23 protein-coding genes are annotated in these 26,392 nt (G+C 70.8%); 4 read left to right on the top strand and 19 right to left on the bottom strand.

Annotated features, from left to right (window positions below):
• Positions 1 to 360: 360 nt before the first annotated feature.
• Both GY24_RS07530 and GY24_RS07525 read left to right on the top strand, forming a co-directional pair.
• Positions 361 to 1,392 carry a proline racemase family protein gene (locus tag GY24_RS07530; protein WP_104475073.1) on the top strand — a complete coding sequence of 344 codons (1,032 nt, stop codon included), beginning with the start codon at positions 361 to 363 and terminating at the stop codon, positions 1,390 to 1,392.
• Complete coding sequence (locus GY24_RS07525) at positions 1,389 to 2,312, top strand: ornithine cyclodeaminase family protein (protein WP_104475072.1); 924 nt, start codon at positions 1,389 to 1,391, stop codon at positions 2,310 to 2,312. The genes GY24_RS07530 and GY24_RS07525 overlap by 4 nt, the downstream gene beginning before the upstream one ends.
• Positions 2,313 to 2,436: 124 nt before the next feature.
• Here the strand turns inward: GY24_RS07525 and GY24_RS07520 are convergent, their stop codons facing one another.
• The 18 genes from GY24_RS07520 to GY24_RS07435 all read right to left on the bottom strand — a co-directional run bounded on the left by GY24_RS07520 (position 2,437) and on the right by GY24_RS07435 (position 23,499).
• Complete coding sequence (locus GY24_RS07520) at positions 2,437 to 3,147, bottom strand: ABC transporter ATP-binding protein (protein WP_083363003.1); 711 nt, start codon at positions 3,145 to 3,147, stop codon at positions 2,437 to 2,439.
• Positions 3,144 to 3,953 carry an ABC transporter ATP-binding protein gene (locus GY24_RS07515; protein ID WP_104475071.1) on the bottom strand — a complete coding sequence of 270 codons (810 nt, stop codon included), beginning with the start codon at positions 3,951 to 3,953 and terminating at the stop codon, positions 3,144 to 3,146. Before GY24_RS07515 ends, GY24_RS07520 begins: the two co-directional genes overlap by 4 nt.
• Positions 3,950 to 5,212 carry an ABC transporter permease subunit gene (locus GY24_RS07510; protein ID WP_233279253.1) on the bottom strand — a complete coding sequence of 421 codons (1,263 nt, stop codon included), beginning with the start codon at positions 5,210 to 5,212 and terminating at the stop codon, positions 3,950 to 3,952. Before GY24_RS07510 ends, GY24_RS07515 begins: the two co-directional genes overlap by 4 nt.
• A 3-nt stretch (positions 5,213 to 5,215) precedes the next feature.
• Entirely contained in the window at positions 5,216 to 6,133 is a 918-nt protein-coding gene (locus GY24_RS07505) for a branched-chain amino acid ABC transporter permease (RefSeq protein ID WP_083363001.1), read from the bottom strand.
• A 64-nt stretch (positions 6,134 to 6,197) separates the two neighbouring features.
• Positions 6,198 to 7,388: a branched-chain amino acid ABC transporter substrate-binding protein gene (locus GY24_RS07500; protein WP_083363000.1), complete on the bottom strand. Its 1,191-nt coding sequence runs from the start codon at positions 7,386 to 7,388 to the stop codon at positions 6,198 to 6,200.
• Between the two features lie 154 nt (positions 7,389 to 7,542).
• Entirely contained in the window at positions 7,543 to 8,856 is a 1,314-nt protein-coding gene (locus GY24_RS07495) for an alpha/beta fold hydrolase (RefSeq protein WP_104475070.1), read from the bottom strand.
• Positions 8,857 to 8,867: 11 nt separating this feature from the next.
• Positions 8,868 to 9,839, bottom strand: coding sequence for an ABC transporter permease (locus tag GY24_RS07490; protein WP_233279252.1), 972 nt, complete (start codon positions 9,837 to 9,839; stop codon positions 8,868 to 8,870).
• The gene (locus GY24_RS07485) at positions 9,839 to 10,780 is read right to left on the bottom strand and encodes an ABC transporter permease (RefSeq protein WP_104475069.1); all 942 of its coding nucleotides are present in this window, start codon (positions 10,778 to 10,780) and stop codon (positions 9,839 to 9,841) included. Before GY24_RS07485 ends, GY24_RS07490 begins: the two co-directional genes overlap by 1 nt.
• Positions 10,777 to 12,642, bottom strand: coding sequence for an ABC transporter ATP-binding protein (locus tag GY24_RS07480; RefSeq protein ID WP_104475068.1), 1,866 nt, complete (start codon positions 12,640 to 12,642; stop codon positions 10,777 to 10,779). The genes GY24_RS07485 and GY24_RS07480 overlap by 4 nt, the downstream gene beginning before the upstream one ends.
• A gap of 89 nt (positions 12,643 to 12,731) precedes the next feature.
• The gene (locus GY24_RS07475; protein WP_104475067.1) at positions 12,732 to 14,492 is read right to left on the bottom strand and encodes an ABC transporter substrate-binding protein; all 1,761 of its coding nucleotides are present in this window, start codon (positions 14,490 to 14,492) and stop codon (positions 12,732 to 12,734) included.
• A 128-nt stretch (positions 14,493 to 14,620) separates the two neighbouring features.
• On the bottom strand, positions 14,621 to 16,129 hold the full coding sequence (locus tag GY24_RS07470) for an aldehyde dehydrogenase (NADP(+)) (protein WP_104475066.1): 1,509 nt from the start codon (positions 16,127 to 16,129) through the stop codon (positions 14,621 to 14,623).
• Between the two features lie 9 nt (positions 16,130 to 16,138).
• Positions 16,139 to 17,140: a proline racemase family protein gene (locus tag GY24_RS07465; protein WP_104475065.1), complete on the bottom strand. Its 1,002-nt coding sequence runs from the start codon at positions 17,138 to 17,140 to the stop codon at positions 16,139 to 16,141.
• Between the two features lie 90 nt (positions 17,141 to 17,230).
• Positions 17,231 to 18,148 carry a dihydrodipicolinate synthase family protein gene (locus GY24_RS07460; protein WP_104475064.1) on the bottom strand — a complete coding sequence of 306 codons (918 nt, stop codon included), beginning with the start codon at positions 18,146 to 18,148 and terminating at the stop codon, positions 17,231 to 17,233.
• Positions 18,149 to 18,159: 11 nt separating this feature from the next.
• Positions 18,160 to 19,617: an NAD(P)/FAD-dependent oxidoreductase gene (locus tag GY24_RS07455; protein WP_104475063.1), complete on the bottom strand. Its 1,458-nt coding sequence runs from the start codon at positions 19,615 to 19,617 to the stop codon at positions 18,160 to 18,162.
• Positions 19,614 to 19,937 (bottom strand): (2Fe-2S)-binding protein, encoded by a 324-nt coding sequence (locus tag GY24_RS07450; RefSeq protein WP_104475062.1) that lies wholly within the window; start codon positions 19,935 to 19,937, stop codon positions 19,614 to 19,616. Before GY24_RS07450 ends, GY24_RS07455 begins: the two co-directional genes overlap by 4 nt.
• The gene (locus GY24_RS07445; RefSeq protein WP_104475061.1) at positions 19,937 to 21,172 is read right to left on the bottom strand and encodes an NAD(P)/FAD-dependent oxidoreductase; all 1,236 of its coding nucleotides are present in this window, start codon (positions 21,170 to 21,172) and stop codon (positions 19,937 to 19,939) included. The genes GY24_RS07450 and GY24_RS07445 overlap by 1 nt, the downstream gene beginning before the upstream one ends.
• A 151-nt stretch (positions 21,173 to 21,323) precedes the next feature.
• Positions 21,324 to 22,004, bottom strand: coding sequence for a GntR family transcriptional regulator (locus GY24_RS07440; protein ID WP_104475060.1), 681 nt, complete (start codon positions 22,002 to 22,004; stop codon positions 21,324 to 21,326).
• Positions 22,005 to 22,035: 31 nt separating this feature from the next.
• Positions 22,036 to 23,499, bottom strand: coding sequence for an aminopeptidase P family protein (locus GY24_RS07435; protein WP_202972926.1), 1,464 nt, complete (start codon positions 23,497 to 23,499; stop codon positions 22,036 to 22,038).
• 138 nt (positions 23,500 to 23,637) lie between these two features.
• On the opposite strand from GY24_RS07435, the gene GY24_RS07430 reads away from it, so the two are divergent.
• The gene (locus tag GY24_RS07430; protein WP_104475059.1) at positions 23,638 to 24,141 is read left to right on the top strand and encodes a GNAT family N-acetyltransferase; all 504 of its coding nucleotides are present in this window, start codon (positions 23,638 to 23,640) and stop codon (positions 24,139 to 24,141) included.
• A gap of 60 nt (positions 24,142 to 24,201) precedes the next feature.
• Positions 24,202 to 25,158, top strand: a complete 957-nt coding sequence (locus GY24_RS07425; protein ID WP_104475058.1) for a nucleoside hydrolase — start codon at positions 24,202 to 24,204, stop codon at positions 25,156 to 25,158.
• 312 nt (positions 25,159 to 25,470) lie between these two features.
• On the opposite strand, the gene GY24_RS07420 is transcribed toward GY24_RS07425, so the two are convergent.
• Entirely contained in the window at positions 25,471 to 26,382 is a 912-nt protein-coding gene (locus GY24_RS07420; protein ID WP_104475057.1) for a 3-methyladenine DNA glycosylase, read from the bottom strand.
• Positions 26,383 to 26,392 lie beyond the last annotated feature (10 nt).

Below are 26,392 nucleotides of genomic sequence, written 5' to 3'. Positions count from 1 at the left end.
CGCCGCGCCCAGGGCTAAGTTGCCCTCGGCCCTCTAGGCCTGCCGGGTTCCCGCCCCGCTTCCGCGCGCGAGCGTCATCGCGCGCACCATCTGCTCAGCTCATGCGGAGAGCCGGTGCCAAGGGTATGTCTCGTGCCCCGGCTCTCCCCATACCTCGCATTCCACGAGCGCGCCCGGCCCCAGCGGCCGCCGGCGCGGCTCACACACAGCAGTACTGTCAGGCCCGGTTGCGGCGCACACACTTGGTGAAGTATCCCGGGTGGGTGTGTTTAGCCCCGGGCCTTCGGCATGCCCGGGGCGGAAGCGGGCATGCCCGCCCCGCCAGTGGTATGTCACACATCAAAGCGATACGCTCGGAGCATGACCCAGCACGCCACACTGCGCCTCCGCACCGAGGACTACCACACGGCCGGCGAGCCGTTCCGCATCGTCACCGAGGGGCTGCCCCCGATCCCGGGCGACACCGTCGGTGCCCGGCGCATGAACGCCATCGCGAACGAGAACGGCGTCGACCGCATCCGTGAGCTGCTCTGCAACGAGCCCCGCGGGCACGCCGACATGTACGGCGGCTTCATCACCCCCGCCGACGACGACGGGGCCGACTTCGGCGTGCTGTTCTGGCACAAGGACGGCTTCTCGACCGCGTGCGGCCACGGCACGATCGCGCTCGGCGTCTGGGCGGTTGAGACTGGGCGGGTGCCGTCGAACCCCGATGGCGACACCGAGGTGCGCATCGACGTGCCGTCCGGCCGAGTCGTCGCCCGGGTCACCCAGCGGGCCGGCGTGATCGAGTCGGTCACCTTCCGCAACGTCGCCTCGCACGTCATCGCCCGGTCGGTGCCCGTCCGCACGAGCCGCGGCGAGGTGCAGGTGGACCTGAGCTTCAGCGGCGCGATCTACGCCTCGCTCGACGCCTCGACCGTCGGCCTGAGCGTCACGCCGGAGCACTACACCGATCTCATCGCCGTCGGCCGCGAGGTCAAGTGGCTGCTCAACGACTCCCCGCTCGCCCAGCACGCGGCCGACCCCCGCCTCTCGGGCGTCTACGGCACGATCCTGTTCGACGAGCTCCCGCGCACGGCATCCGGCCCGCACCAGCGCAACGTCACCGTCTTCGCCGACGGCGAGGTCGACCGCTCCCCCTGCGGCTCCGGCACCGGGGCGCGCGTGGCGCTGCTGGCCGAGGACGGCACCCTCGGCGAGGCCGAGACGCTCACGCACGATTCCATCGTGGACACCCGGTTCACGGCCCGCTTCGAACGCACGGCGGATGCCGCGGGCGACCCGCCCCGGGTCGTCCCCGAGGTCACCGGCTCGGCGTTCAAGACGGGCGAGCACCTGTTCACCCTGGACGAGCGCGACGCCCTCGGCACGGGATTCGTGCTGCGATGAGCGCGCTGCCCTTCTACGACGCGGACCAGGTGTTCGGCACGGTCGACTTTGCCGCAGCCGTGCACGCCCTGGACCTGGCCCTGCGCGGCGGGCTGGACCCGGCCGCCGCCCTCGGTCGCACCTTCGCCGAAGTGGAGAACGGCCAGCTGCTGCTGATGCCGGCAGAGGGCGCCGGCTTCGCGGGGGTCAAGCTCGCGACTATCGCCCCGGCGAACCCGGCCAGGGGGCTGGAGCGGATCCAGGCGATCTACGTGCTGATGGACTCCGACACCCTGACGCCCATCGCCCTCTTCGACGGCACCGCCCTCACCACCCTGCGCACCCCCGCGATCTCGGCCGTCGCCGTCGACGCGCTGGCACCTGCCGGCCCGGCCACGCTCCTCGTCATCGGCTCCGGCCCGCAGGCGTGGGGCCATGTGCACGCGGTCGCCGCGGTGCGCGAGCTCCGCGAGGTCATCATCACCGGGCGCTCGGCCGAGAAGGCGGAGAGCCTGGTCGAGACGCTCCGCGGCGAGGGCTTCGCCGCACGGGTGGGGAGCGCGGCGGACGCCGCGGGCGCCACGATCATCGTGTGCGCGACGACGGCGAGCGAGCCGGTGTTCGACGGCTCCCTGGTCTCGGGCGAGACCGTTGTCGTGGCCGTCGGCTCGCACGAGCCGTTCATGCGCGAGATCGACTCCGACCTCATGGCGCGCAGCTTCGTTGTGGTGGAGGATGTGGCATCCGCGCTGCGCGAGGCCGGCGACGTCATCATCCCGATCGGCGAGGGCGCACTGGACGCCGACGCGCTCGTGCCGATCCACACGCTGGTCACCGGGGCGGCGCGGCCGGCCCCCGGCCAGCCGCGCGTGTTCAAGAGCATGGGGATGGGCTGGGAAGACCTCGTGGTCGCCGCCGAGGTGCACCGGCGGGCTCGCTGAGCCCCGGCGGCGGAACGACAGGGGCGGCCCGGCACCTCGTGCCGGGCCGCCCCTGTGTCTCTTGGCCGCTGTCCCTCTCCGCTCCTGTGTCTCTCGGCCGCTGTGTCTCTCGGCCGCTGTCTCGCTAGGCCCCCAGGTAGGCCTCGATCACGCGCGGGTCCTCCGCGAGCTCGGCGGCCGTGCCGGACATGGTGACCGCGCCGGACTCGAGCACGTAGCCGCGGTCGGCGATGCGCAGCGCGGCGCGCGCGTTCTGCTCGACGAGCAGCACCGTCGTGCCCTGCGCCTTGACCGCGGCGATGATCTCCATCACCTGTTTGACGACGAGCGGGGCCAGGCCCATGGACGGCTCGTCGAGCAGCAGCAGTTGGGGCCCGCCGACGAGCGCGCGGCCGAGGGCGAGCATCTGCTGCTCTCCGCCCGAGAGCGTCCCGCCCTGCTGGGCGCGCCGCTCCGCCAGCCTCGGCATCAGCTCGTAGGCGTAGTTCGCCCGCTCCAGGATCAGCTTCTGGTCCTTGACCAGGTAGCCGCCGAGCAGCAGGTTCTCGTGCACCGTCATGGTCGAGAAGATGCGCCGCCCCTCCGGGATGTGCAGCAGCCCGGCGCCCACGATGTCCCACGGGGTCATCTTGGTCAGGTCGTGGTCGCCCCAGCGCACGCTGCCGGCGCGCGGCCGCACCAGCCCGGAGATCATCGACAGCGTCGACGTCTTCCCCGCGCCGTTGTTGCCGAGCAGGGCGACGATCTCGCCCTGGTTGACCTCGATGCTCAGGCCGCGCAGGGCCTGCACCCGGTGGTAGAACAGTTCGACCCCGTCGAGAACGAGTGCGGTCATTCGTCTTCCTCCGCTCCGAGGTAGGCCTCGATGACGGCCGGGTTGGCCTTGATCTCGGCCGGGGATCCGTCGGCAATCTCCTTGCCGAAGTTCAATACGACGATGCGCTCTGAGACTTCCATCACCAGCCCCATGTCGTGTTCGATGAGCACGATGCCCACCCCCAGATCCCGGATGCGGCGGATGAGCGCCATCAGCTCGGCCTTCTCCTGGTGATTCAGGCCGGCGCCCGGCTCGTCCAGCAGCAGCAGCCTGGGCTGCGTCGCCAGCGCGCGGGCGATCTCCACCCGCCGCTGCTCGCCGTAGGGCAGCTGCGTGACGAACAGCTCCTCGTCGCCGCGGAAGCCGACGAAGTCGAGCCAGCCTCGCGCGTCCTGCGTGCACTGCGCCTCGGCGCGCTTGTAGCGCGGCGTGTGCAGCAACTGGTCGAAGACGTTCTCGCGCAGCCTGCTGTGCATCGCCGTCTTGACGTTGTCGAGCACGCTCATGTCACGGAACAGGCGCAGGTTCTGGAACGTGCGGGACATGCCGCGCTTGGTGATCGTCGAGGGCCGGATGCGGGTGATGTCGTCCCCGCCGAAGTGCACGGTGCCGCCGGTCGGCCGGTAGAAGCCGGTGATGCAGTTGAACGCGCTGGTCTTGCCTGCGCCGTTCGGGCCGATCACCGAGACGATCTCGCCCTCGTGCACGTCGAAGCTCAGCCCGTCCACAGCGCGGATGCCGCCGAACTGCACGGCGAGGCCGGAGACGCGCAGCAGCAGCTCGCCGCGGGCGGTGGCGGTCGCGGGCGCGACGGTGTCGGTCATCGGTTCTCCTCCTGGTCTGCCGGGTTGTCGCTGATGGCGTTGACGCCCGCCACGGCATCCGGGATCGAATCGGGGACGGTGGAGGTCACCGCCGACATCCGCTCGATCTCCTCCTGCTCGGCCTCCGCCTCCTCCTTGGCCTGCTGGGCCCAGGGGATGTTGGTGGTGGACACCGGCTCGGCCGCCGGGCGCCGCTTGAGGAACGGCAGCACGAAGTTGGCCGGCCAGAGACCGGCCGGGCGGAAGATCATGACGACGACGAGCAGCACACCGAAGAGGAGGTAGCGCCACTCGGAGAACTCGCGCAGCAGTTCGGGTGCGAGCGAGACGAACAGGGCGCCGATGATCACGCCGGGGGTCGAGCCCATGCCGCCGAGCACGACCGCCATCAGGATCAGCGCCGAGTAGAGGAACTCGAAGCTGGGCGGCGAGATCGCGCTCAGGTGGGTGGCCAGCAGCGAGCCGGCGACGCCGCCCCAGACCGCGCCGATGATGTACGCGGAGAGCTTGGCGGTGTAGCCGTTGATGCCCATGGCCTCCGAGGCATCCTCGTCGTCGCGGACCGACTTCCAGGCGCGCCCCAGCTTGCCGTTGGCCAGGCGCGCGGCGCCGACAGTCGCCAGCCCGAGCGCCACGATCACGACGAAGAAGTAGAACAGGATCTTGGCGTTGAAGTGGATTCCGAACAGGTCGGCGCCATCGGCGAAGGACCAGCCGAAGAACGACCAGGTCGGGATGCCGTGGATGCCGCTCGCCCCGCCGGTGATGCTCAGGTTCGTCGCCGTAATGCGGATGATCTCGCCGAAGCCGAGGGTCACGATCGCGAGGTAGTCGGAGCGCAGCCGGAGCGTCGGGCCGCCGATGACGATGCCGGCGAGGATGCAGGCGAGCACGACGAACGGGATCGTCTCGAGCATGGTGAAGCCGAGGGTCGTCGACAGGATGCCGGAGGTGTACGCCCCGACGGCGACGAAGGCGATGTAGCCGAGGTCGAGCAGGCCGGCGTAGCCGACCACCACGTTCAGCCCCATCGCGATCATCACGTAGATGAACGCCGAGGTGAGGATCGAGATGATGTAGGGCGAGGCCGTGATGAATGGCAGCACGAGCGCGCCGATGAACAGGGCCAGGCCCAGCAGGCCCATGAAGCGCTGCGGCGCCAGCAGGCCGCTCAGCGGTCGGGGCCGGCTGAAGAGCGGCTGCGGCGCCGTGATCCGGGTGAGGCGGTCCAGCCGCGGGAGCAGGTTCTTGTCGGCCACGGGTCACATCCTTTCTACGACGCGGGACCCGAGGATGCCCGTCGGTCGGATCGAGAGGAACAGGATGAGGCAGCCGAAGGTGAAGACGTCGCGCCACTCGCCGCCGAGGGCGAAGGTGCCGAAGGACTCCAGCAGGCCGAGCACGAGGCCGCCGAGCATGGCGCCCTGCATGTTGCCGATGCCGCCGATCACGGCGGCCGTGAACGCCTTGAGGCCGATGGTGAAGCCCATCAGGAAGTCGATCGAGCCGTAGTAGGTGCCGGCCATCACGCCGGCCGCGCCGGCCAGCGCGGAGCCGATGAAGAAGGTGCGCGAGATGACGCGGTCGACGTTGACGCCCATCAGCAGCGACGCGCGCGGGTCCAGGGCGATCGCGCGCATCGCGCGGCCCTCGCGGGAGCGCATGATGTAGCTCTGCAGCACCCACATGAGCAGGCCGGCGATGACCATGAGCACGATCTGGGGCGTCGAGATGCGTGCGCCCAGGAAGTTGAATGCCTCCCCGCTCAGCCGGAAGGGGAACACCTGCGGGTCAGCGCCGAAGATCTGGCGCACGCCGTACTCGATGGTGAAGGAGACGCCGACGGCGGTGATCAGCACGGCCAGCCGGGGGCTCGAGCGCAGCGGCCGGTAGGCGACCTTCTCGATCAGCACGCCGAACGCGCCGGTCAGCAGCATGGTGATGAGCAGCACGATCAGCAGGATCGGCAGCGAGGCGACCCCGAAGAGGCCGACGGCACCGCCCAGGATGACGAAGGCGATGAACGATCCGAGCATGTAGATGTCGCCGTGCGCAAAGTTCAGCAGCTTGATGATGCCGTAGACCATGCTGTAGCCGAGTGCGACGAGGGCATAGAAGGAGCCGACGAACAGCCCGTTCCAGATCAGCTGGAAGAGCTGATCGCTAAAGAATTCAGTCACGAGTGGAGCTCCCAAGGGACGGGGAGGGCGCGGCCCCGAAGAGCCGCGCCCTCAGCGGATGGACTTAGCCCTGCAGGTCGTCCTTGAGAATGAAGCTGCCGTCCGGGCCGATCTGGACGATGGCGAAGCCACCCTCCGTCAGGGTGCCCTCCGGCGTGAAGGTGAGCGGCCCGGAGAAGATCGGGAAGCCGTCGAGGCCGCGCAGCGCCGCGATGATGGCATCCGTCTCGGTGCTGCCGGCATTCTTGATCGCCTCGGCGACGACGCGTACGGCGTCGTAGGACTGCGTCGAGTACGGGCCGGGCTCTGCGCCGAACGCCTCCTTGTATGCGGCGATCCAGTCGCCTGCACCCTCGAGCATGTCCGGCGTCTGGGTGAAGGTGCCCACGACGTTGTCGGTGTAGCCGGCGCCCGCGATCTCGGCGAACTTCTTGTCGACGCTGCCGTCGCCCACCAGGATCGGGCCGCTGTAGCCGGCGTCGATCAGCTGGCGGGTGATGAGCGCACCCTCCTGGTAGTAGCCGGTCCAGACGACGAAGTCGGGCTTGGAGGTGATCACGTTGTTGACGTTGGCCGAGTAGTCCTTCTCGCCCGGGGTCACCGACTGGTCGAGCACGACCTCGATGGTGCCGTCGGCCTTGGCCATCTCGACAAAGGTGCTGGCGAGGTCCTTGGAGTAGTCGGTGTTGTCGTTCAGCACGGCGACGCGGGTGGCGCCGGACTTCAGCGCGTACTTGAGCGTCGCGGCTGCCTGCTGGGTGCCGGTGCCGTTGATCAGGAACACGCCGTCGAGGCCCGCCTCCACCAACTTGTTGGAGTTCGCGGCGGGGATCACCATGGGGATGCCCGCATCGTTGAAGATCGGCAGCGTCGGCAGGGTGGCGCCGGAGCAGTACCCGCCGACCGAGGCGACGATGCCCGCGGTGACGAGCTTGTTGGCGGCGGCGACGGATGCCGTTGCATCACAGGCGTCGTCCTCGGTGATGAGCTCGAGCTGGCGCCCGTCGACCCCACCGTCGGCGTTGAGCTCGTCGACGGCCATCTGCGCGCCGTTCTCCATGTACACGCCGAACGCAGACTCGGAGCCGGAGAACGGGGCCAGCATGCCGATCTTGATGGGGCCGGAGCTGTCGCCGCCGGCCTCGCCGCCGCCGCCGAGCCCACCGGAACAGCCGGTGAGGACGAGGGCCGCGCTCGCGAACAGGGCCGCGGGAATCAGGACGCGTGAGATACCGCGTGAGCTGCGAAGAGTCATGAAGTTCCTTCCGGGATACAACTTTGGATCGTCGGATTCGATGGGCCCGAGGCACATCTACTGTGTGACATATTACATTTGTGGGCGCTTTCCGGCATCCCCCGTTCGCGCCTCATGGTCACGTTTCGATGACGTTCCCGACGAGCGCGCCCTGCTAGCCGACCCGGCCGGCCAGACGCCCGAACAGGCGCTCCGCCACGTCGTCGCCGTGCAGGCCGTCGTGCTCGAACTCGTTGGTGACCCAGGCGTTCAGGGCGCCGACCCGGCCGGCCGTCTGCAGCGAGAGGCCGGCATCCACGTACATGTCGTCGTGGTAGACCACGGCCTCGACCGGCACCTCGTTGGCCGCGAGCCGGGGCAGCGCGTACAGCTCGATCGGGTCCTCCCTGGCCATCAGCCGCTCGACCGCGGCCTGGAACGGGCGGAGCGCACGGATCTGCTCGAACATCCAGGGGTACATCATCTCGCCCGTGAAGTGCAGCGGCCGGGCGGACGGGTCGAGCTGCGGGTGCGCGGCGAGGGCACGCTGCGCGGCCCAGCGGGCCGGTTCCCCGCCGTAGATGCTCTCCTGCAGAACGGCGAAGAGCGGGTTGGTGTCGAAGGCCGTCCGCGCGCGGACGGCCGAGAGGAACGTCTCGGACAGCCGGGTCTCCGCCGTGTCCGACCACGCCTCGTCGAAGATCCAGTGCAGACGGTCGGCGCCCGGCTTCATGCCGAGGTCGAGCCCCAGGCTCTGCAGCCGCGGCACGGTGAGGGTGTCGCCGTCGGGCAGCAGCACGCCGCCGGCCGCGACGGCATCCGCGACCCTGGCCACCCGTTCCCGGTCGCCGGGGAAGCGGGCGTAGAAGCGCTCGTTCTTCTCGAGCACGCGCGGGTAGGTGCGCCGGTAGACCTCGTCGGCCGAGGGCTCAATGCTGGGCAGCCCGCCGGCCACGGCCGAGGCGATGATCGCCTCCGGCGCGGTGGAGAGGTAGTGCAGCGTCAGGAACCCGCCGTAGCTCTGGCCGAGGGTCCACCAGCGCTCGCCGCCGAACACCTGCGCGCGCAGCGCCTCGAGGTCGCGCACGATCGAGTCCGCGCGGAAGTGGCGCAGGTAGTCTGCGCCCTCCTCGCCGCCGGGGAACCGCTCCATGGTGTGCGCGGTGACGGCGCTGCTGCGCCCGGTTCCGCGCTGATCGGGGAGGATGACGCGGAAGCGGCCGAGCGCGGCCCGCAGGAACCCTTCCCTGCCGGTCGGCCGCGGAGACTTGCCGCCCGGCCCGCCCTGCAGGTACACCAGCAGCGGCAGCTTCTCGTGCCGCCTGGCACCGTCGACGAGCTCGCGGGCGAAGAACTCGATGCTCTCCCCCGACTCCGGGTTGCCCCAGTCCACCGGCACCGTGATGCGGTGGTCGCGCACGAGGATGCCGTCGGCGATCGTGTACTCGGCGGCTGTGGCCGCGGCCGTGGCGTGTGCTGCGGTGCTCATGCGTGCTCCGATCAGGCCCGGCCGGAGGTGCGCACGCGCGAGTCCATCAGGGCGTAGAGGGTGTCGATGATGATGTTGACGGTCACCACGAAGACGCCGCCGAGCAGCACGATCGCGATCACGACGGGTCGGTCCTGGTTGTTCACCGAGGTCACGGCCAGGCTGCCGAGCCCGAGCAGGCCGAAGACCTGCTCGATCACGATCACGCCGCCGAGCAGCAGCCCGATGTCGATGCCGAGCTGGGTGACCAGCGGGGGCATGGCGCTGCGGAAGGCGTGCCGGTAGATCACCCGGCGCTCGCTCAGCCCCTTGGCCCTGGCCGTGCGGATGTAGTCCTGGCCGAGCACCTCGAGCATCTGTCCCCGGGTGAGCCGGGCGTATACGGCCGCCACGACGAGCGCGAGCGTCGTCCACGGCAGGATCAGGTGCCACGCCCACTGCCCGACCCCCGCCGTGAGCGGCACGTAGCCGCTCGGCGGGAACAGCATGACGCCGAAGCGGGTGGGCAGGAAGTACAGCGTGTACAGCGCGACCATGCCGAGGACGAAGGTGGGGAAGCTGATGCCGATGATGGCGAACGACTGCCCGATGCGGTCGCGCAGGCTGCCGGGCCGCTTGGCCGAGCTGATGCCGATCGGGATGCCGATCGCCAGCCAGAGCACCATGCCGCCGAAGACGAGCGACAGCGTCGCCGGGATGCGCGCGACGATGAGGTCGGCGACGGGCACGTTGCTGCGGTAGGAGTAGCCGAGGTCGCCCTGCAACAGCCCGCCGACGAACTTCAGGTACTGCACGTAGATCGGCTGGTCGAGCCCGAGCTTCACGCGGATCTGCTCCATCAGCGCCTCGGTCGCCTTGTCTCCGGCGATGATGCGGGCCGGGTCGGACGGCGAGACGTAGAACAGCACGAACACGAAGATGCTGAGCAGGAACAGCACCAGCAGGCCGAAGCCGATGCGGGGCAGAAGGAAGCGGAACAGCATTACTTGCCGCCTCTCGCGCTGGTCGGGTCGAGGGCGTCGCGCAGCCCGTCGCCCAGGAGGTTGAAGGAGAGCGTCGTGACGAGAAGGGCCGTGCCGGGCACGATGACCATCCACCAGGCGACCAGGTAGAGCGAGTTGTTCGCGGCGTCCGCGAGCATGCCGCCCCAGCTGGGCGTCGGCGGCACGATGCCGAGCCCGAGGAAGGACAGCGTCGCCTCGAAGACGATCGCGCTCGGGATCATCAGGGTGGTGTAGATGAGGATCGGCACGATCAGGTTGGGCAGCACGTCGCGGTACATGATCGAGAACCCGCTGGCGCCGAGCGAGCGCGCCGCCTCGACGAACTCGCGGTGCTTGAGGGCGAGCACCTGGCCGCGGATGACGCGGCCGAGGCCGGTCCAGCTGAAGAAGACGATCACCGCGATGCTGAGCGTCAGGCTCGGCCCGAGCACCGAGACGAGCGCGATCGCGCAGAGCAGGAACGGGATGCTCATCACGAGGTCCATCACCCGGCTGAGCACGGTGTCCGTCGCCCCGCCGAAGAAGCCGGCGGTGAGCCCGACGGTGATGCCGATGCCGGCCGCGAAGAGCGAGGCGACCACGCCGACGAGCAGCGAGATCTGCGCGCCGTAGGCGAGTCGCACGAGCATGTCGCGGCCGAGCTGGTCGGTGCCGAGCAGGAACTCGCTGTTCGGGGCGACCGGGATCCCGGCCGGGCTCAGACCGGTCTCGCGGAACTGCTCGGTCGGGCCGTGGCCGGTGAGCTCGGCGATCAGCGGGGCGGCCAGCGCGAACGCGAAGATCAGCACGATGACGAGCATCGAGACGAGGCTCGCCGGGTCGCGCACGAGCCGGCGCAGCGTCAGCGAGGTCGAGCTGCGCTGGACGACGGCGGCCGCCTCCCGGGCGGCGCGGCTGGGCGTCTTCGGGAGGATCGTCATGCCGCCACCCGCTCTCCGGCCGGGATGCTCTCGACGAGGCTGCGCACTGTGCCCCGCTCCGGTGCCACCTCGCGGGCGGCGGCGGCGAGGAGCACCTTGGTGAACTCGTGCTGCGGCCGCTCGTAGATGCTCTGCGCGTCGCCGAGCTCGACGATCCGCCCGCCGTCCATGACCGCGATCCGGTCGCAGACGTGCCGCACGACGGAGAGGTCGTGGGAGATGAAGAGGTAGGTCAGGCCGAACTCCTTCTGCAGGTCGTCGAGCAGGTTCAGCACCTGCGCCTGGATCGACACGTCCAGCGCCGAGACGGGCTCGTCGAGGATGATCAGCTCGGGGTTCAGGGCGAGTGCGCGGGCGATCCCGATGCGCTGCCGCTGGCCGCCGGAGAACTGGGAGGGGAAGCGGTTGTAGTGCTCGGGGTTCAGGCCGACGAGCTCCATCAGCTGCTGCACGCTGCGCAGCCGCTCCTGCCCGGAGGAGACCTTGTGGATGCGGAACGGGTCGCCGATGATCGAGCCGACGCGGCGCCGGGGGTTCAGCGAGCCGAACGGGTCCTGGAACACCAGCTGCACCTGGGTGCGCAGCTGGCGCCACTCCCGCTTGGAGAGCGAGGAGACGTCCCGACCGTCGAAGGTGACGGTGCCGCCGGTCGGCAGTTCCAGCCCGGCGATGACGCGCGCCAGGGTGGTCTTGCCGCAGCCGCTCTCGCCGACCAGCCCGAGCGTCTCTCCCCGCCTGACCGTGAGGTCGATGCCCTTCAGCACGTGCGCCTCGGCGCGCTTGCCGACGGCGAAGCTGAGCTCGAGGCCCGAGACCTCCGCGATCGGCACCTCTGCCGGGGCCGCGGCGTGCCCGAGGTCGAGGTCGATGGCCGTCGAGATCGCGGATGCCGGTTCGGCGAGTTCGCTCGGGGCCTCCTCGAGCCAGCACTGTGCCTCGACGCCGTCGTCGTAGCGGCGGGTGGGCGGCGGCGCGGAGCACGCCGCCGACACGTCGGGGCAGCGCGCCGCGAACGGGCAGCCCGGCCCGGGAGCGAGCAGGCTCGGCGGTTTGCCCGCGATCGGGATGAGCCTCGTCCCCGGCTCCCGGTTGAACGAGGAGGAGCGGAGCAGGCCGGCCGTGTACGGGTGCGCCGGTGCGGCGAAGACGGCCTCGACCGCGCCGGTCTCCATCCGCCGCCCGGCGTACATGACCATCACCCGGTCGGCGACGCGCCGGAGCACGCCGAGGTCGTGGCTGATCATGAGGATGGTGGTGCCGAGCTCGCGCCGCATCTCGTCGAGCAGGTCGAGGATCTGGGCCTGCACCGTGGAGTCGAGCGCGGTCGTCGGCTCGTCGGCGATGACCAGCGCCGGCTTCAGGACGAGGGCCATCGCGATCATGACGCGTTGCCGCATGCCCCCCGAGAACTGGTGCGGGTAGGAGTCGAAGCGCTTCTCGGCGTTGGGGATCTTGACCTTCTTGAGCATCTCGATCGCGCGGGCCTTGGCATCCGCGTGGCTCACCTTCTCGTGCGCCTGGATCTGCTCGACGATCTGCCAGCCGATCGTGTACTGCGGGTGCAGGCTGCTCAGCGGGTCCTGGAACACCATGCTGATCGCGCGGCCGCGGATGCTGCGCAGGCCGTTGTCGTCGAGTGCGAGCAGGTCGACGCCGTCGAACAAGACCCGCCCGGACGTCTCGGCGGCCGGGACGAGGCCCATGACCGACTGCACCATGACGCTCTTGCCCGAGCCGGATTCGCCGACGATCCCGAAGAACTCGCCGGGCTCGACGCTGAACGACACGTCTTGGACGGCGTGCACCGTGCCGTCTTCCGTCGGGATCCGTACGGTCAGGTTCTGTACTTCGAGAATCGGCATCGCTAGCGGCCTCTTTGCTGATAGTGCGGTGCCGGGCGGGGGTCTCCCGCCCGGCACCAGGTGTACTCAGACGATCCGGTTCGACCGGGCTACTTCTTGAGCTGCACGTTCGTCCAGTCACCGTTCTGGCTGAGCGCGTACGGCGTGAAGCCGACGACCCGGTCGCTGTGGTAGTTCGCCTTGAGGCGCGACGCGATCGGCAGGATCACGGCGTCGGCGAGGACGCTCTCGTCGACCTTGTGCCAGAGCGCGGCAGCCTCCTCGGGGCTCGTCGCCAGCAGGGCCTGCTTGGCGTACTCGTTCGCCTCGTCGTTGTTGTAGTCGAGGTAGTTGTACGCCTGCGGGGTGCCGTTGAAGGTGAACTGCGGCTGGAAGACCGAGCGGGCCGCGCCGCCCTGCCAGTCCGGCGACCAGCCGACCAGTGCGATGTCCCACACGCCGTTGACGGCGTTGTCGTGGTTCGTCATGAGGTTGGCGTAGTAGTCGGTCGGCGGCACCGGGGTGAGCTCGATCGTGAAGCCGGCCTTCTCGAGGCTGGACTGCACGGTCTGGGCGATGTCGGGCTGCAGGCCGAGGTTGCGGTACGGGAACTTGAGCGTGAGGCCGTTCGGGTAGCCGGCCTCGGCGAGGAGGGCCTTCGCCTTCTCGGGGTCACCCTTGGACCCGGTGGTGGGGTACGGCTCGTACGGCAGGTAGCCGACGATGCCAGGCCCGAAGATGCCGTTGTTGACCGCGGCCAGCTCCTCGCCGCCCATGGTCTGGATGACGGCTGCCTTGTCGACCGCGTACTGCAGTGCCTGGCGCACGCGGATGTCCTGCAGCGCCCCGCCGTTGTTGGAGGTCTTGGTGTTGATCCACATGAACTGGTCGACGCCGCCGTTGGGCATCGTGCTCAGCTTCGTGTCGTTCACGGCCTTGAGCTGCTGGATGTTGGCCGGGCTCGGCTGGATGTCGAAGAGCAGGTCGGCGGAGCCGGCCTGCAGCTGCTGCATCGCGGAGTCGCCCTCGACGCCCATCGTCATCTCGATGCGGTCGACGTATGCCTTGCGGAGCGTGTCGGAGTCGGCGCTCCACGCGTCGTTGCGCTTCAGCACGAGGAGCGCGTCCGGGCTGTGGCTCTCGACCGTGTACGGGCCGCTCGCGACGAAGTTGGCGCGGTACTCCGGCGAGTCGGGCAGGTAGTCCAGCGCCTCGATCGGCGCGGGGGCCGCTGCGTCGAGCGAGACCATGTAAATGAAGTCGCTCGCCGGCTCGGTGAGCGTGACGACGATCGTCTTCTCGTCCGGCGACTCGATTCCGCTGATGTCGTTGTTCTCGATGTAGTCCTTCATCGAGGCGGCATCCGGTGCGACATCGGCGAAGCCGGTGCAGAAGGTGTCCATGCCCTCGATCAGGAACTGGAAGTAGCCGAGCATGGCGCCGGACATCAGCGGGTTGCACAGGCGCTTGATGCCCCGCTCGAAGTCGTTGGCGACGAGGGGGCGGGCGCCGTCAGGGGCACCCCAGCTCACGCCGTCGCGGAGGGTGAAGGTGTAGGTCAGGCCGTCTGCGCTGGCCTCGGGGAGCGCGGCGGCGAGGTCGCCCTCCGGCACGATGCGGGCGTCCGGGTCCTCGACCGTCGGGTATCCGATCAACGAGCGCGAGATCGCGTGCATGACGCCGGCCACGGGGACGTAGGCCGTGAGCTGCGGGTCGAGGTGGTCGACGTCGCCGTTGGCGAGGACCTTGAGCGTCCCGCCGGTCGCGCCCTGGCTGTCTGTGCCGCCGTCTCCAGGTGTCGAACAGGCCGCGGTGGAGAGAATCGCGACTGTGCCGACGATGGCAATTGCACTCTTGAAAAGCTTCGTCATCTTTCACCATGTTCATCGTTGAATATGGGCACCCGGTTGGCACCTGTAGTAAGTGACATGTTACATATTTGGACCGAGGCTGGCTAGCATCCGGGCCGAATCGTGACCTAGCCAGCCTGGGCGCGCCGCTACGAGGCGGAGCCCCAGCTGCGCGACTGCCCAGCGGGCGCGAAGGACTGCGGCACGTTCCAGGGGTTCGCGTCCTGCAGCGGCGCCGGCAGCAGCGCCTGCGGGGTGCCCTGGTAGGCGACGCCGCGCAGGAAGCGCGAGATGGCCGCAGTGCCCACCGAGGTGCTCGAGTCGTTCGTGGTGGCCGGCCACGGGCCGCCGTGCTGCATCGCGGGGGTGACGGCGACGCCGGTCGGCCAGCCGTCGAACAGCACCCGGCCGGCGTGGCCGCTCAGCACACGCACCAGCTCGCGCAGCTCGGCCGAGTCCTCCCCCGCCCCGATGTGCACCGTGGCGGTGAGGTTGCCCTCGAACAGCTCGGCGACGAGGCCGGCGAGGTCCGCGTCCGCCGGGTACTCGACGAGGATCGACAGCGGGCCGAAGGCCTCCTCGAGCAGCCGCTCGCGCTGCGCGCGCAGCGTCTCCGCCGAGACGGAGACGATCGTGACGGTGGCCCAGCCCTGCCCGTCCTGGTCCTCGTTCAGCTCGCCCTCGGCCAGCACGCTGACGCCCGGCGTCTGGAAGATCTCGGCGCGCCGTGCGCCGAAGCCGGCCGCGATGCGCGGGTTCAGCAGGCGGTGCGGGGCGACGGATTCCGCGGCATCCGAGAGGGCGGCGGCCAGGCCGTGCCCGGCCGGCACGAAGACGAAGCCGGGCTTGGTGCAGAGCTGCCCGGCCGAGCCGGCGACGCTCGCGACGTAGCCGGCGGCGATGGCCGCGCCCCGCTCGGCGATGGCGGCCGGCGTGACGAACACGGGGTTCAGGCTGCCGAGCTCGCCGAAGAACGGGATGGGAGCCGGGCGGGCGGCGGCGATGTCGGCGAGCAGGCGGCCGGCCGGGATCGAGCCGGTGAACGATCCGGCGCGCACGCGCGGGTCCTGCAGGATCGCGACGCCCTCCTGCTGGCCGAGGATGAACTGGAAGGTGCCGTCCGGCATCCCGGCGCCGTCGAGGGCGGCCGCGACGAGCTCGGCCGTGCGCGCGCCGAGGCGCGGGTGGCCGGAGTGCCCCTTGAGGATCACCGGGCAGCCGGCCGCCAGGGCCGCGGCCGTGTCGCCGCCGGCCACGGAGAACGCGAAGGGGAAGTTGCTCGCGGCGAAGTTGACGACGGGTCCGAGCGCGGTGAGCACCCGGCGCACATCGGGGCGCGCGCCGAGCACGAAGTCGCCGTCTGCCGCGTCGATGCGGGCGTCGAGGTAGCCGCCGTCTCTGACGACGTCGGCGAAGAGGCGCAGCTGCACCGCGGTGCGGGTGAGCTCGCCGTTCAGCCGCGCCTCGGTGAGGCCCGTCTCCGCCATGCCGAGCGCGACGAGCTCGGCGGCGTGCGCGGCGAGGGTGCCGGCCACGGCCACGAGCGCGGCGGCCCGCTCGCCCGGCGCGGTGGCGGCATAGGGCGCGGCCGCCGCGTCCGCGCGGGCGGCGACGGTGTCCAGTTCGGCGCGACGCGCCTCAGAGAGTGTGTTGGTCATGGGATTCTCCTAGAACTGGAAGCCGGTGGGGAAGGGGTCGCTGGGGTCGAGCATGTACTGGCCGATGCCGGTCACCCAGGCGCGGCCGGTGATCGTCGGGATGACGGCCGGGCGGCCGTCGACCTCGGTCTCGGCGATGAGCCGGCCGACGAAGCGGCTGCCGATGAAGGACTCGTTCGTGAAGTCCTGGCCGAGCGGCAGCTCGCCGCGCGCCCAGAGCTCGGCCATCCTGGCCGAGGTGCCCGTTCCGCACGGGGAGCGGTCGAACCAGCCGGGGTAGATCGACATGGCGTGCCGCGAGAGCGTCGCGTCAGAGCCGGGGGCGATGAACTCGACGTGGTGGCAGTGGTCGACGCCGTCGATGGACGGGTGCCGGGGCGGGTCCCCCGCGTTGATGGCCTCCATGATGGCGAGGCCGGCTGCGGTGACCTCCTGGTGCCTGCTCCGGTCGAAGGGGAGGCCGACGTCGTCGAGGTTGACCATGGCGTAGAAGTTGCCGCCGAAGGCGAGCGAGTACGGCACGGTGCCGAGGCCCGGCACCTCGATCGTGGCGTCGAGCCGGTCGACGTAGCTCGGCACGTTCTCGATCGTGACCGAGTCGGCGTGCCCGTCGCTGACCGCGACGCGGGCGATCACCAGGCCGGCCGGGGTGTCGAGGCGGATCGTCGTGACCGGCTCCTGCACCGCGACCATGCCGGTCTCCACGAGCACGGTGGCGACGCCGATCGTGCCGTGGCCGCACATCGGCAGGCAGCCGGAGACCTCGATGTAGACGACGCCCCAGTCGCAGTCCTCGCGCGTCGCGGGCTGCAGGATGGCCCCGCTCATGGCGGCGTGGCCGCGCGGCTCGTTCATCAGGAACTGCCGGATGTGGTCGAGGTGTTCCATGAAGTAGAGGCGTTTCTCGTTCATGGTCGCGCCCGGGATGACGCCGACGCCGCCGGTGACCACCCGGGTGGGCATGCCCTCCGTGTGCGAGTCGACGGCGCTGATCAGTCGAGTGGAACGCATGTGTCCTCCAGGGGCTGGTTCTGTTGCGGTGTGACGTCGGGGGCGGATGCCGGCCGGGCGCGTGCCCGGCCGGCATCCGTGTTGCTGGTGTTAGCGGCTGGCGATGTAGTCCAGTGCCTTCTGGGTGTCGGCACGCACCTGTGCCTCCTGCTCGGCGCTCAGCGGGCCGCGCGGCGGGCGGGTGACGCCGCCGTAGCTCTGCCCGGCGATGTCGATCGAGAGCTTGATGGCCTGGACGAACTCGATCTTGGTGTCCCAGCGGAACACCGTGATCAGGTGGCGGTACAGCTCGAGCGCCTCGGCGATGTTGCCGGCCTTGACCTGGTCGTAGATCTCGACGGCCTCCTTCGGGAAGGCGTTCGGGTAGCCGGCGAACCAGCCGTCCGCGCCGGCGACGAGCGACTCGAAGAGCAGGTCGTCGGCGCCGCAGATGACGTCGAGGTCGCAGAGTTCCTTGATCTCGAGCACGCGGCGGATGTCGGTGGAGAACTCCTTCACGGCGACGACGCCGGGGATGGTGGCGAGGCGCGCGATGAGCTGCGGCGACATGTCGACCTTCATCGAGAAGGGGTTGTTGTAGATCATGATCGGCAGGCCGACCTCCGCCACCTTCTTATAGTGCAGGAAGATCTCGTCGTCGTTGGACTTGTACATGGTCGGCGGCAGCAGCAGCACGCCGTCCGCGCCGTCCTCCTTGGCGTACTGGGCCCACTTGACGGCCTGGTGCCAGCCGACGCCGTGCACGCCGGCGACCACGACGCCGCGGCCGGCGACGGCCTCGACGGCGACCTGGATGACCTTGCGGCGCTCCTCATCGGTGAGGGCCTCGTACTCGCCGAGCGAGCCGTTCGGGCCGACGCCGCGGCATCCGTTCTCCATCAGGAAGTTGCAGTGCTCCGCGAACTTCTCCCAGTCGACGGCGAGGCCGGCGGGGGCAGAGGCGTCTTCCTTGAACGCGAGGGTCGTGGCGACGACGACGCCGCCCAGATCGATTGTTGTGTCGGTCATGGTTGTCCTTTCTACGGACGTTCTGTGCTGATGAGCGTGGGTGAAGAGGTCTGGTCCGCCGCCGCTGCGGCGAGCTCGCCGATGCGCACGGGGGCGACGATGGGGCGGCGGTCGGTGCTCGCCCCGTCGCGCATGCCGCCCGGCCGCTCGGCGGCGAGGATCTGCTCGACGGTGCGGCCGCACACCCGGCCCTGGCAGATGCCGAGCCCGGCCCGGCTGCTCAGCTTCTGCGAGCGCAGGCTGGCCGAGTCGGTGGCGCTGGCCGCGCTGCAGAGCCGGCCGTAGCTGACCTCCTCGCAGCGGCAGACGAGGGTGTCCTCGTGCAGCCAGGCGGTCCAGCCGGGGCGGATGCCGTGGGCGGCCTCGATCCGGGAGGCGAAGTCGGTGAAGGTGGCTCGCGCCGCTACCGCCGCCTTCACGACCGGGTCGCCTTGGTGCCCTCCCGCCGCGCAGTGCCCGGCGATCTGGCCCTCGGCGAGGGCGGCGTCGACGCCGCCGATGCCAGTGATCTCTCCGGCCGCGTAGACGCTCGCCGTCGTCGTGGCCTGGCGGCCGTCGACGGTCACGAAGCGGTCGGCGTCGAGGGCGCAGCCGGCAGCGATCGGCAGCTCGAGGCGCGGGGTGAAGCCGTGGCTGACGCAGACGGCGTCGGCGCTCACGCGCCTGGCCGTCGACGGGATCGGGCGCCACTCGGCGTCGAGTTTGGCGATGGTGACCGCCTCGACCCGGTCGGTGCCGTGCGCCGCGATGACGGCCTGGCCGGTGCGGTACGGGATCCGGTTGCCGAGGTGGTTGCGCAGGTAGCCCAGCGCCTCGCCGGCCTTCTTCGACGCGCCGAGCAGGCGCCAGGGCCGGGGCAGCCAGCCGCGCAGCAGCCGGCCGATGCCGTTGGCCTCGTAGACGCCGAGCACGCGGGCTCCGCTCTGCGTGAGCGACGCGGCGACGGGAAGCAGGAACGGCCCGGCTCCGGCGACGACGACGCGACTCCCGACGGCCACCCGCTCGCCCTTGGCGAAGGCCTGGGCGGCGCCGGCGGTGAAGACGCCGGGCAGGTCCCAGCCGGGGAACGGCAGGGTGCGGTCGTGTGCGCCCGTGGCGAGCACGAGCGCGTCGGCGGTGAAGCTGCGGCCAGAGCGGCGGATGCCGTCAACGGGGCCGATCAGGGCGTGGACGGTGGGTGCCTCGGCTCCGTGGGCGGTCTCGAGCGCCCAGACCTGCGCGCCCAGGACGATCTCGCAGCCGGCATCCGCCTCGAGCTCCCGGCGGAGCGCGGAAAACGTCGACCAGCCGTGGTGCAGCACCTTCTCGTTGCCGGCCGGGCGGGCCGCGGGCAGGTGCCGCCAGTACTGGCCGCCGAGGTAGTCGGAGGAGTCGAGCAGCGTGACGCTGGCGCCGGCCGCCCGCGCGGCGCGCGCTGCGGCCAGCCCGGCCGGGCCGGCACCGATGACGAGAACGCTGCGGTGGCTCATGCGCGCACCTCCGGCAGGGCGTCGTGTTGGCTCTGGACCACGTCGCCGTCTGCGGCGCGGCGCTGGCAGGCGCGCACGTCGCGCTCCCCGTTCACGGTGACGATGCAGTCGAAGCAGACGCCGATGCCGCAGAACAGCCCGCGCGGCTTGCCCTCGCTCGAGGTGCGCCGCCAGCTCAGCCGGCCGGACGCGAGAATGACGCCCGCGATGCTCTGCCCCTCGACGCCGTCGATGGGCTCGCCGTCGACGGAGAGGGAGAGGGCGCGCGTCGCGCCCGGGCGGATCGGGTCGTTGCCGGCCGGCAGCAGTCGGGCGGCCATCAGGCGGCGCTGCCGAGGTGGGGGGCGAGCGATGCCCGCGCCAGCGAGAACGGCGCGGCATCCGTCGGCGGTGTCGTGCCGAGCAGCTGGGCGGCGAGGATCTCGGCGGTCGCGAGGGAGAGGCCGATCCCGGCGCCCTCGTGGCCGCTGGCGTGCCAGAGGCCCGGGGCGCGGTGGTCGGCGCCGATCACCGGCAGGTGGTCGGGCATGAACGGCCGGAAGCCACCGTAGGTGCGCATGATGCTCGCATTCTCGAGAAAGGGGAACAGCCGCAGCGACTTGGCCGCGATGCCGCGCAGCACCTCGACCCGCAGGCGCTCGTCGAAGCCGATCTGCTCGCGGCTGGAGCCGATCAGCACGGTTCCGGCCGCGGTGGACTCGACGACGCTCGACGTCTGCAACGCGGCGTCGCTGGACTGCGTGGCCCCGAAGTAGTCGCCGTCGTAGACCTTGTGGAAGATGCGGTGCGGCATGCGCGTGGTCACGAGCACCATGCCGCGCCGCGGGCGCACAGGGAGGCTGACGCCGAGCGCCTCTGCGACCTCTCCGCTCCAGGGCCCGGCGGCCACGATGACGTGGGGGGCGTGGAACTCGCCGGCGGTGGTGCGCACGCCGGTGACCGTGTCCGGGTGGAGCTGGCTGCGGATCGCCCCGGTCACGCGGGCGTCGATGTGCACGGTGGCACCGGAGCGCCGGGCGGATGCCAGCAGCGCCTCGGTGGCCGCGACGGGCTGCACCTGGGCGTCATCCGGGTAGAAGACGGCGGCCGTGGCGGCCGGGTTGAGCTCGGGCTCCAGCTCGAGGGCCTCCTCGATGCCGACGGGGAGGGCGTCGACGCCCGCGGCACGCTGGCCGGCGGCGAATGCGAGCAGCGGCGCGGCTCCGGCATCCGTCGTCGCGACGACCAGGCCGCCCTTGCGCTCGTACTCGAGGCTGGGGAAGTCGGGGCCGAGCTCCGTGCGCAGCTCGGCGACGACGCTCGGCCAGAGCGAGCCGGCGTACTGGGCCAGGCGCAGCTCGGCGCCCGGGCCCTTGTCGGAGACGAGCAGGTTGCCCTCGCCCTTGGCGCTGGTGCCGCTGGCTGCGGCGGAGCGCTCGAGCACGATCACCGAGAGGCCGGAGCGGGCGAGAGAGCGAGCACAGGCGGCGCCGATGATCCCGGCACCGATGACGATGACGTCGGCGGAGCGCGCACCCGCGTGGTGGGCGGTGGCACGGAGGGTACCGAGCGGCATTGCGCCTCCTCTCTGAGGCTTGTCGTTCTCTGCGACCCGCTGCTGCGACTCGTTTTAGTAATATGTCACATATTGTTGATTTTGCCAATGGGGAACGTGAGAACGACCTGCTGTCCCTGGTATCCCGCCCAAAACGGCGGGCGGAATCGGTCTAGGAGCCCTGCTCTGACTCGGGGTTCCCCGACCACCAGCCGGTCGTGTGCGCGATGTGGCGGCGCATGAGATCGCGTGCGGCCTGGGCATCGCCGGAGGCCAGGTAGCCGAGCAGCTCGGCGTGTTCGGCGGCGGAGTCGCCGAGCTTCTTGCTCTCCAGCATCGAGGCCAGACCGAGCAAGCGGGTGCGCGAGCGCAGCTCCGCGACGGTGTCGACGAGCAGGGTGTTGCCGAGCAGCCGGGTGAGGTCGAGGTGGAACTGCATGTCGGCCTCCAGATAGGCGCGCAGATCGCCCGCCTCGGCACCGGCGGTGATCCGCTCGGCCAGCTCCTCGAAGGCGGCGAGCTGCTCGAGCGGGAAGCTGCCCGCGAGCCGCTCCATGGCCGGCGGCTCGAGCAACAGGCGCACCTCGGCCAGCTCGCGCAGCGCGTCCTCGCTCATCTCGGTGACGCGGAAGCCCTTGTTGCGGGCCGACTCCACGAAGCCGCGCCCCTCCAGATCGAGCATCGCCTCGCGCACCGGGGTCGCCGAGACGTCGAACTGCGCGGCCAGCGTCGGCACGGTCAGCATGGTGCCCGGCGCGAGCTCGCCCGAGATGATCGCAGAGGACAGCGCCTTCTCGACGTGCGCGCGGAGGCTGATTGGCTGGCCGACGGGCTCCATTGCTGGGATGCTCATCTGTGCTCCTTCGTCTCTCGGCTGGGGTGGATCACGCGAGTGCGCGCATCCACTGTTCAAGGCCAGACGCATCGATGGGCAATGCGTCAGAAAGAATATCGGAGCCGGAATCCGTCACCAAAATATCGTCCTCGATGCGCACCCCGATACCCCTCAACTCAGGGGGAACCGTCTCGTCCCAGGCGTGGAAGTACAGCCCGGGCTCGACGGTGAGCACCATGCCGGGCGCCATCGGCGCCCCCTGGTAGGCCTCGTAGCTGGACTGGGCGCAGTCGTGCACGTCCAGGCCGAGGTGGTGGCCGATGCCGCAGACGATGTAGCGCCGGTGCTGCTGCCCCTCGGCGCTGAGCGCCTCGTCGACCGAGACGGGGAGCAGGCCCCAGTCGTGCAGGCCGCGCGCGATGACCTCGAGCGACGCGGTGTGGAAGTCGCTGAACTGGCGACCAGGGCCGACCGCCGCCAGGCCGGCGCGGTGCGAGGCCTCGACGAGGTCGTGCACGGCGCGCTGGGCGGTGGAGAAGGTGCCGGATGCCGGCAGCGTGCGGGTGACGTCCGCAGTGTAGAACGAGCGCGCCTCGACCCCCATGTCGAGCAGCAGCGCCGCGTCGGGCAGCACGGGGCCGTCGCAGCGAACCCAGTGCAGGATCGGCGCGTGCGCGCCGCTGCCGACGATCGTCGAGTAGCCGGGGCCGTTGCCGACCGTGCGCGCGTGGCGGTCGAAGGTTCCCTGCAGCCAGCGCTCCCCGCCGAACGCGATGGCGTTCGGGATCTCGCGGGCGACGGCGGCGAAGCCGTCGACGCTGTCGTCGACGGCACGGCGCAGCTCGGCGAGCTCCCACGCGTCCTTGATCATTCGCAGCTCGGCGAGCGTGCGGCGCAGCGGCACCGAGACGGGGAACTCGGCGAGCTCGCGCGGCGCGGCCACCGTGTTGCCGGCGAGCAGCACCTCGGAGGCGCCGCGCAGCGCGGCGGCGAGCTGACTGAGCGGTTTGGTCTCGATGTCCAGCGCCGCACTCCACTCCGGCATGCCGGGTGCCGAGCCGACCCAGAGCTCGCCGTGGGCGGCGTCAGCGAAGAAGCCCGCCTCGCCGGGGTATGCCGGCGCCGGAACGTAGAGGGTCGCGTCGTGGCCGCTGGAGGCGGGCGTCATCACGACGACGGCGTCCTCGGCCGAGCAGCCGGTCAGCCAGAAGAAGTCGCTGTCCGGGCGGAAGTCGTAGTAGGTGTCGTTGGCCCGCACCGGGGCGCGGCCGGCGAGCACGACGATGGTGCTGCCCGCGCTGACCGCGCTCAGCCGCTGCCGGTGCGCCGCCGCCGCGCCGGCCACTCCCGGCACCGTCACCGGGGTGCGGTCCGGGGTTGCCCACCCGGTGCCCATGTACTCGATGAACCCGGCCGACTCGGCGAGGCGCGGCAGGCGGGGGTCCGGCTCACTCGGGCGCGGCATCGACGAGGCCGGTTGTTCGTGCGGGTGCGCGTCGGTGTGCGTGTGCATGAAGTGGCCTTTCTGGCGGGGCAACGGCGAGGATTCCAGAGTGGATCGTAGTGGGTGACATATTACCGCACGAGGCTCCAGATGCCCTGTATCCGCGCCGATTTCACAGACGAGCAGGTGCTGGCTTAGTCTCTGGTCATGAGCACCAATGCAGTTGCTGAAGCGATTATCCGCCCCGTCCGGGACGTGGACACCGAGGCCCTCGGCCGCGTTCACGCCCAGTGCTGGCACGAGACCTACGATCACCTGATCAGCGAGGCCACCCTCGCCAAGCTCTCCCCCCGCCGCATGGCCGAGCTCTGGACCCACTGGGTCAGCCAGGGACCGGACCACCACCTCTACGTCGCGCAGGTCGATGGCGAGATCGTCGGCTTCGTCGGCTCCGGCCCCGCCCGCGACGAGGACGCCCCCCGCGAGCGCGAGCTCTACTTCATCTACCTGCTCGAGGCCTTCCAGGGAACCGGCCTCGGCCAGCGCCTGTTCGACGCCGCCTGCGAGGCCCGACCCGGCTACCTCTGGGTCGCCGAGGACAACCCGCGCGCGCACGGCTTCTACAAGCGCAACGGGTTCGTGCCGGATGGCGCCACCCAGCTGCAGCCGTTCCTCGGCGAGGAGATCAAGGAAGTCCGGCTCGTCAGATAGGCCGAACGTCGCGGCCGCCTCGCAGCGAAAGCGTCGGCGCGGCGGCCGTATCCTTGCTAGATGCCTACGATCCCCGTCATCCTCGATGTCGACACCGGCGTCGACGACGCCCTCGCCATTCTGTTCGCCGTCAAGCACCCCGCGATCGAGGTGCTCGCCATCACGTGCGTGGCCGGCAACGCCTCACTCGAGCAGGTCGTCGAGAACACCCTCAAGATCCTGGATGCCGCGGACGCCCCGGCCATCCCCGTCGCCGCCGGAGCCACCCGCCCGCTGATCGAGCCGGCCCGCTCGGCCTCGCACGTGCACGGAGAGGACGGCCTCGGCGGCATCCAGCTGCCGCCCACCGACCGCGTCGCCGAGACGGTCAGCGCCGTCGAACTGATGCGCCGCACCATCATGGACGCCGAGCGCCCCGTCACGCTCGTGGCGCTGGCCCCGCAGACCAACCTGGCCCTGCTGCTGCGCACCCACCCCGAGGTGGCCGAGAAGCTCGAGCGCATCGTGTTCATGGGAGGCTCGGCCTCCGTCGGCAACGCCACCGCCGTCGCCGAGTTCAACGTCTGGCACGACCCGGAGGCCGCCGCCATCGTTCTCGACTCCGGCGTGCCGACGCTCATGTACGGCCTCGACGTGTTCAACCAGGTCGCTGTCGAGCAGGATGCCGCGGCCGCCCTGGCCGCCGGCGACGACCCGGTCGGCCGAGTCGTCGGCGCGCTGCTCGGCAACCGGATCGCGCTGAGCGAGGACTCGACGGCCGAGTACACCGGCCTGATCGGCGACGCCGGCGCCGTCTGCGCGCTCGTCGAGCCGGAGTCGCTGCGCATCGAGCACCGCCCGGTGCGGATCGAGCTCGGCGGCTACGGCCGCGGTCAGACCCTCGTCGACATGCGCCTGTTCGGTGGCGAGGACATCGTGCACGGCCTGGCCGACGAGTGGGCGACCATCGACATCGCACTCGACGTGGACGCCCCGCGCTACGCGGAACTGTTCCTGGAGACGCTCGGGCTCAAGTAGCCGGCTCCCCCGCCCGCCGCAGCCACGCCAGTTGCACCGGAACCGCGCCAGCTGAACTGGCGCGGTTCCACCGGAAGTGGCGTAGGACCCGATCGCGTGCACTCCGAGGCTTCGGGGGCTGCGCTGATCCTTCGTCGCGGCGCGGCCCCCTCCGGCCGGCGTGAATCCCCCGTTGGCTCGAGGGAGCGCCAGCGACCGAAGCCACCACCTCGCCGACCCCGCTGGTCGAGTAGCGAGGAACGAGCGTATCGAGACCTCGCACTGCGGACGGTTCCCAGCGGGGAGCCGGGTCTCGATACGGCCCTGGTGGGCCTACTCGACCAGCGCGGCTGCGCGCGCGCTCTCCACCGCGGCGAGCAGCCGCACACGCAGCGCGTCGCCGCGCTCGGCGAAGCCGCGCTGGGCGCGGACGTACTCCGCCTTGCCCTCCGCGGTCTCGATGGCGACGGCAGGCGCGCCCCACGTGCTCACGTCGTACGGCGAAGCCGCCATGTCGAGCCAGCGGATGTCGCGGGCCAGCTCGAAGGTGTCGAGCAGCAGCGCGCCCGGCACCAGCGGGCCGAGCTTCACGGCCCACTTGTAGAGGTCCATGCCGGCGTGCAGGCAGCCGGACTGCTCCAGCTCCGGCTGGTTCTCGCGCGTCGGCGTCAGCGCGTTGCGCGGCACGGCCGCCGGCGTGAAGAAACGGTACGCGTCGAAGTGCGTGCAGCTGATGTTGGCGGCCTCGACAACGGCGTCGGTGCCGGCCTGGCCGAGCCGGAGCGGCACCTCGTGCCGGTGCTCGCCCTGCTTGTAGACCATCGCCCACTCGTGCAGACCGAAGCAGCCGAAGCGCGCGGTGCGATCCGCCGTGCGGCCGAGCAGCCGCGCGATGAAGTCGACGGTGGCGCCGCGCGCGGCGAGGAGCCCGGCGGCATCCACCTCGAGGTCGCCGCCCGCCGCGCGGTACCAGCGCCACTCGGCGCGGTGCTCGGCGGCGGCGCCGCTCAGCACGGTGCCGGCCCCCGGGTGCCAGCGGCGCAGCGCCGACGGCTTGTTCGGGTAGTAGGTGAAGAGGAAGTCCTCGATCGGGTGCGTCTCGCGGCGCTGCACGCGCTCGCGCCGCCCGAGCGTCAGCGCATCGGCGCGCTCGACGTGCGCCGCCTCGAGGGCGCGCCACTCCGCGGCGGCGAGCACGACGGGAGCCGTGGCAGGCGCGGGGGCGAGGGTGGCGGGAACGGGCACCGTACGAGGG

It is taken from the genome of Microterricola pindariensis, from assembly GCF_002936985.1.
GTDB lineage: Bacteria > Actinomycetota > Actinomycetes > Actinomycetales > Microbacteriaceae > Microterricola > Microterricola pindariensis.
This window is presented reverse-complemented; position numbering and strand designations above follow the sequence as displayed.

Bases quoted from the DNA above. Each gene is read 5' to 3' on its own strand.
- GY24_RS07515 (WP_104475071.1), bottom strand. From the start codon at position 3,953: ATGACCGACACCGTCGCGCCCGCGACCGCCACCGCCCGCGGCGAGCTG.
- GY24_RS07455 (WP_104475063.1), bottom strand. From the start codon at position 19,617: ATGAGCCACCGCAGCGTTCTCGTCATCGGTGCCGGCCCGGCCGGGCTG.
- GY24_RS07435 (WP_202972926.1), bottom strand. From the start codon at position 23,499: ATGCACACGCACACCGACGCGCACCCGCACGAACAACCGGCCTCGTCG.
- GY24_RS07470 (WP_104475066.1), bottom strand. From the start codon at position 16,129: ATGACCAACACACTCTCTGAGGCGCGTCGCGCCGAACTGGACACCGTC.
- GY24_RS07525 (WP_104475072.1), top strand. From the start codon at position 1,389: ATGAGCGCGCTGCCCTTCTACGACGCGGACCAGGTGTTCGGCACGGTC.
- GY24_RS07495 (WP_104475070.1), bottom strand. From the start codon at position 8,856: ATGAGCACCGCAGCACACGCCACGGCCGCGGCCACAGCCGCCGAGTAC.
- GY24_RS07460 (WP_104475064.1), bottom strand. From the start codon at position 18,148: ATGACCGACACAACAATCGATCTGGGCGGCGTCGTCGTCGCCACGACC.
- GY24_RS07425 (WP_104475058.1), top strand. From the start codon at position 24,202: ATGCCTACGATCCCCGTCATCCTCGATGTCGACACCGGCGTCGACGAC.
- GY24_RS07530 (WP_104475073.1), top strand. From the start codon at position 361: ATGACCCAGCACGCCACACTGCGCCTCCGCACCGAGGACTACCACACG.
- GY24_RS07450 (WP_104475062.1), bottom strand. From the start codon at position 19,937: ATGGCCGCCCGACTGCTGCCGGCCGGCAACGACCCGATCCGCCCGGGC.
- GY24_RS07440 (WP_104475060.1), bottom strand. From the start codon at position 22,004: ATGAGCATCCCAGCAATGGAGCCCGTCGGCCAGCCAATCAGCCTCCGC.
- GY24_RS07520 (WP_083363003.1), bottom strand. From the start codon at position 3,147: ATGACCGCACTCGTTCTCGACGGGGTCGAACTGTTCTACCACCGGGTG.
- GY24_RS07490 (WP_233279252.1), bottom strand. From the start codon at position 9,839: ATGCTGTTCCGCTTCCTTCTGCCCCGCATCGGCTTCGGCCTGCTGGTG.
- GY24_RS07465 (WP_104475065.1), bottom strand. From the start codon at position 17,140: ATGCGTTCCACTCGACTGATCAGCGCCGTCGACTCGCACACGGAGGGC.
- GY24_RS07500 (WP_083363000.1), bottom strand. From the start codon at position 7,388: ATGACTCTTCGCAGCTCACGCGGTATCTCACGCGTCCTGATTCCCGCG.
- GY24_RS07430 (WP_104475059.1), top strand. From the start codon at position 23,638: ATGAGCACCAATGCAGTTGCTGAAGCGATTATCCGCCCCGTCCGGGAC.
- GY24_RS07485 (WP_104475069.1), bottom strand. From the start codon at position 10,780: ATGACGATCCTCCCGAAGACGCCCAGCCGCGCCGCCCGGGAGGCGGCC.
- GY24_RS07475 (WP_104475067.1), bottom strand. From the start codon at position 14,492: ATGACGAAGCTTTTCAAGAGTGCAATTGCCATCGTCGGCACAGTCGCG.
- GY24_RS07480 (WP_104475068.1), bottom strand. From the start codon at position 12,642: ATGCCGATTCTCGAAGTACAGAACCTGACCGTACGGATCCCGACGGAA.
- GY24_RS07445 (WP_104475061.1), bottom strand. From the start codon at position 21,172: ATGCCGCTCGGTACCCTCCGTGCCACCGCCCACCACGCGGGTGCGCGC.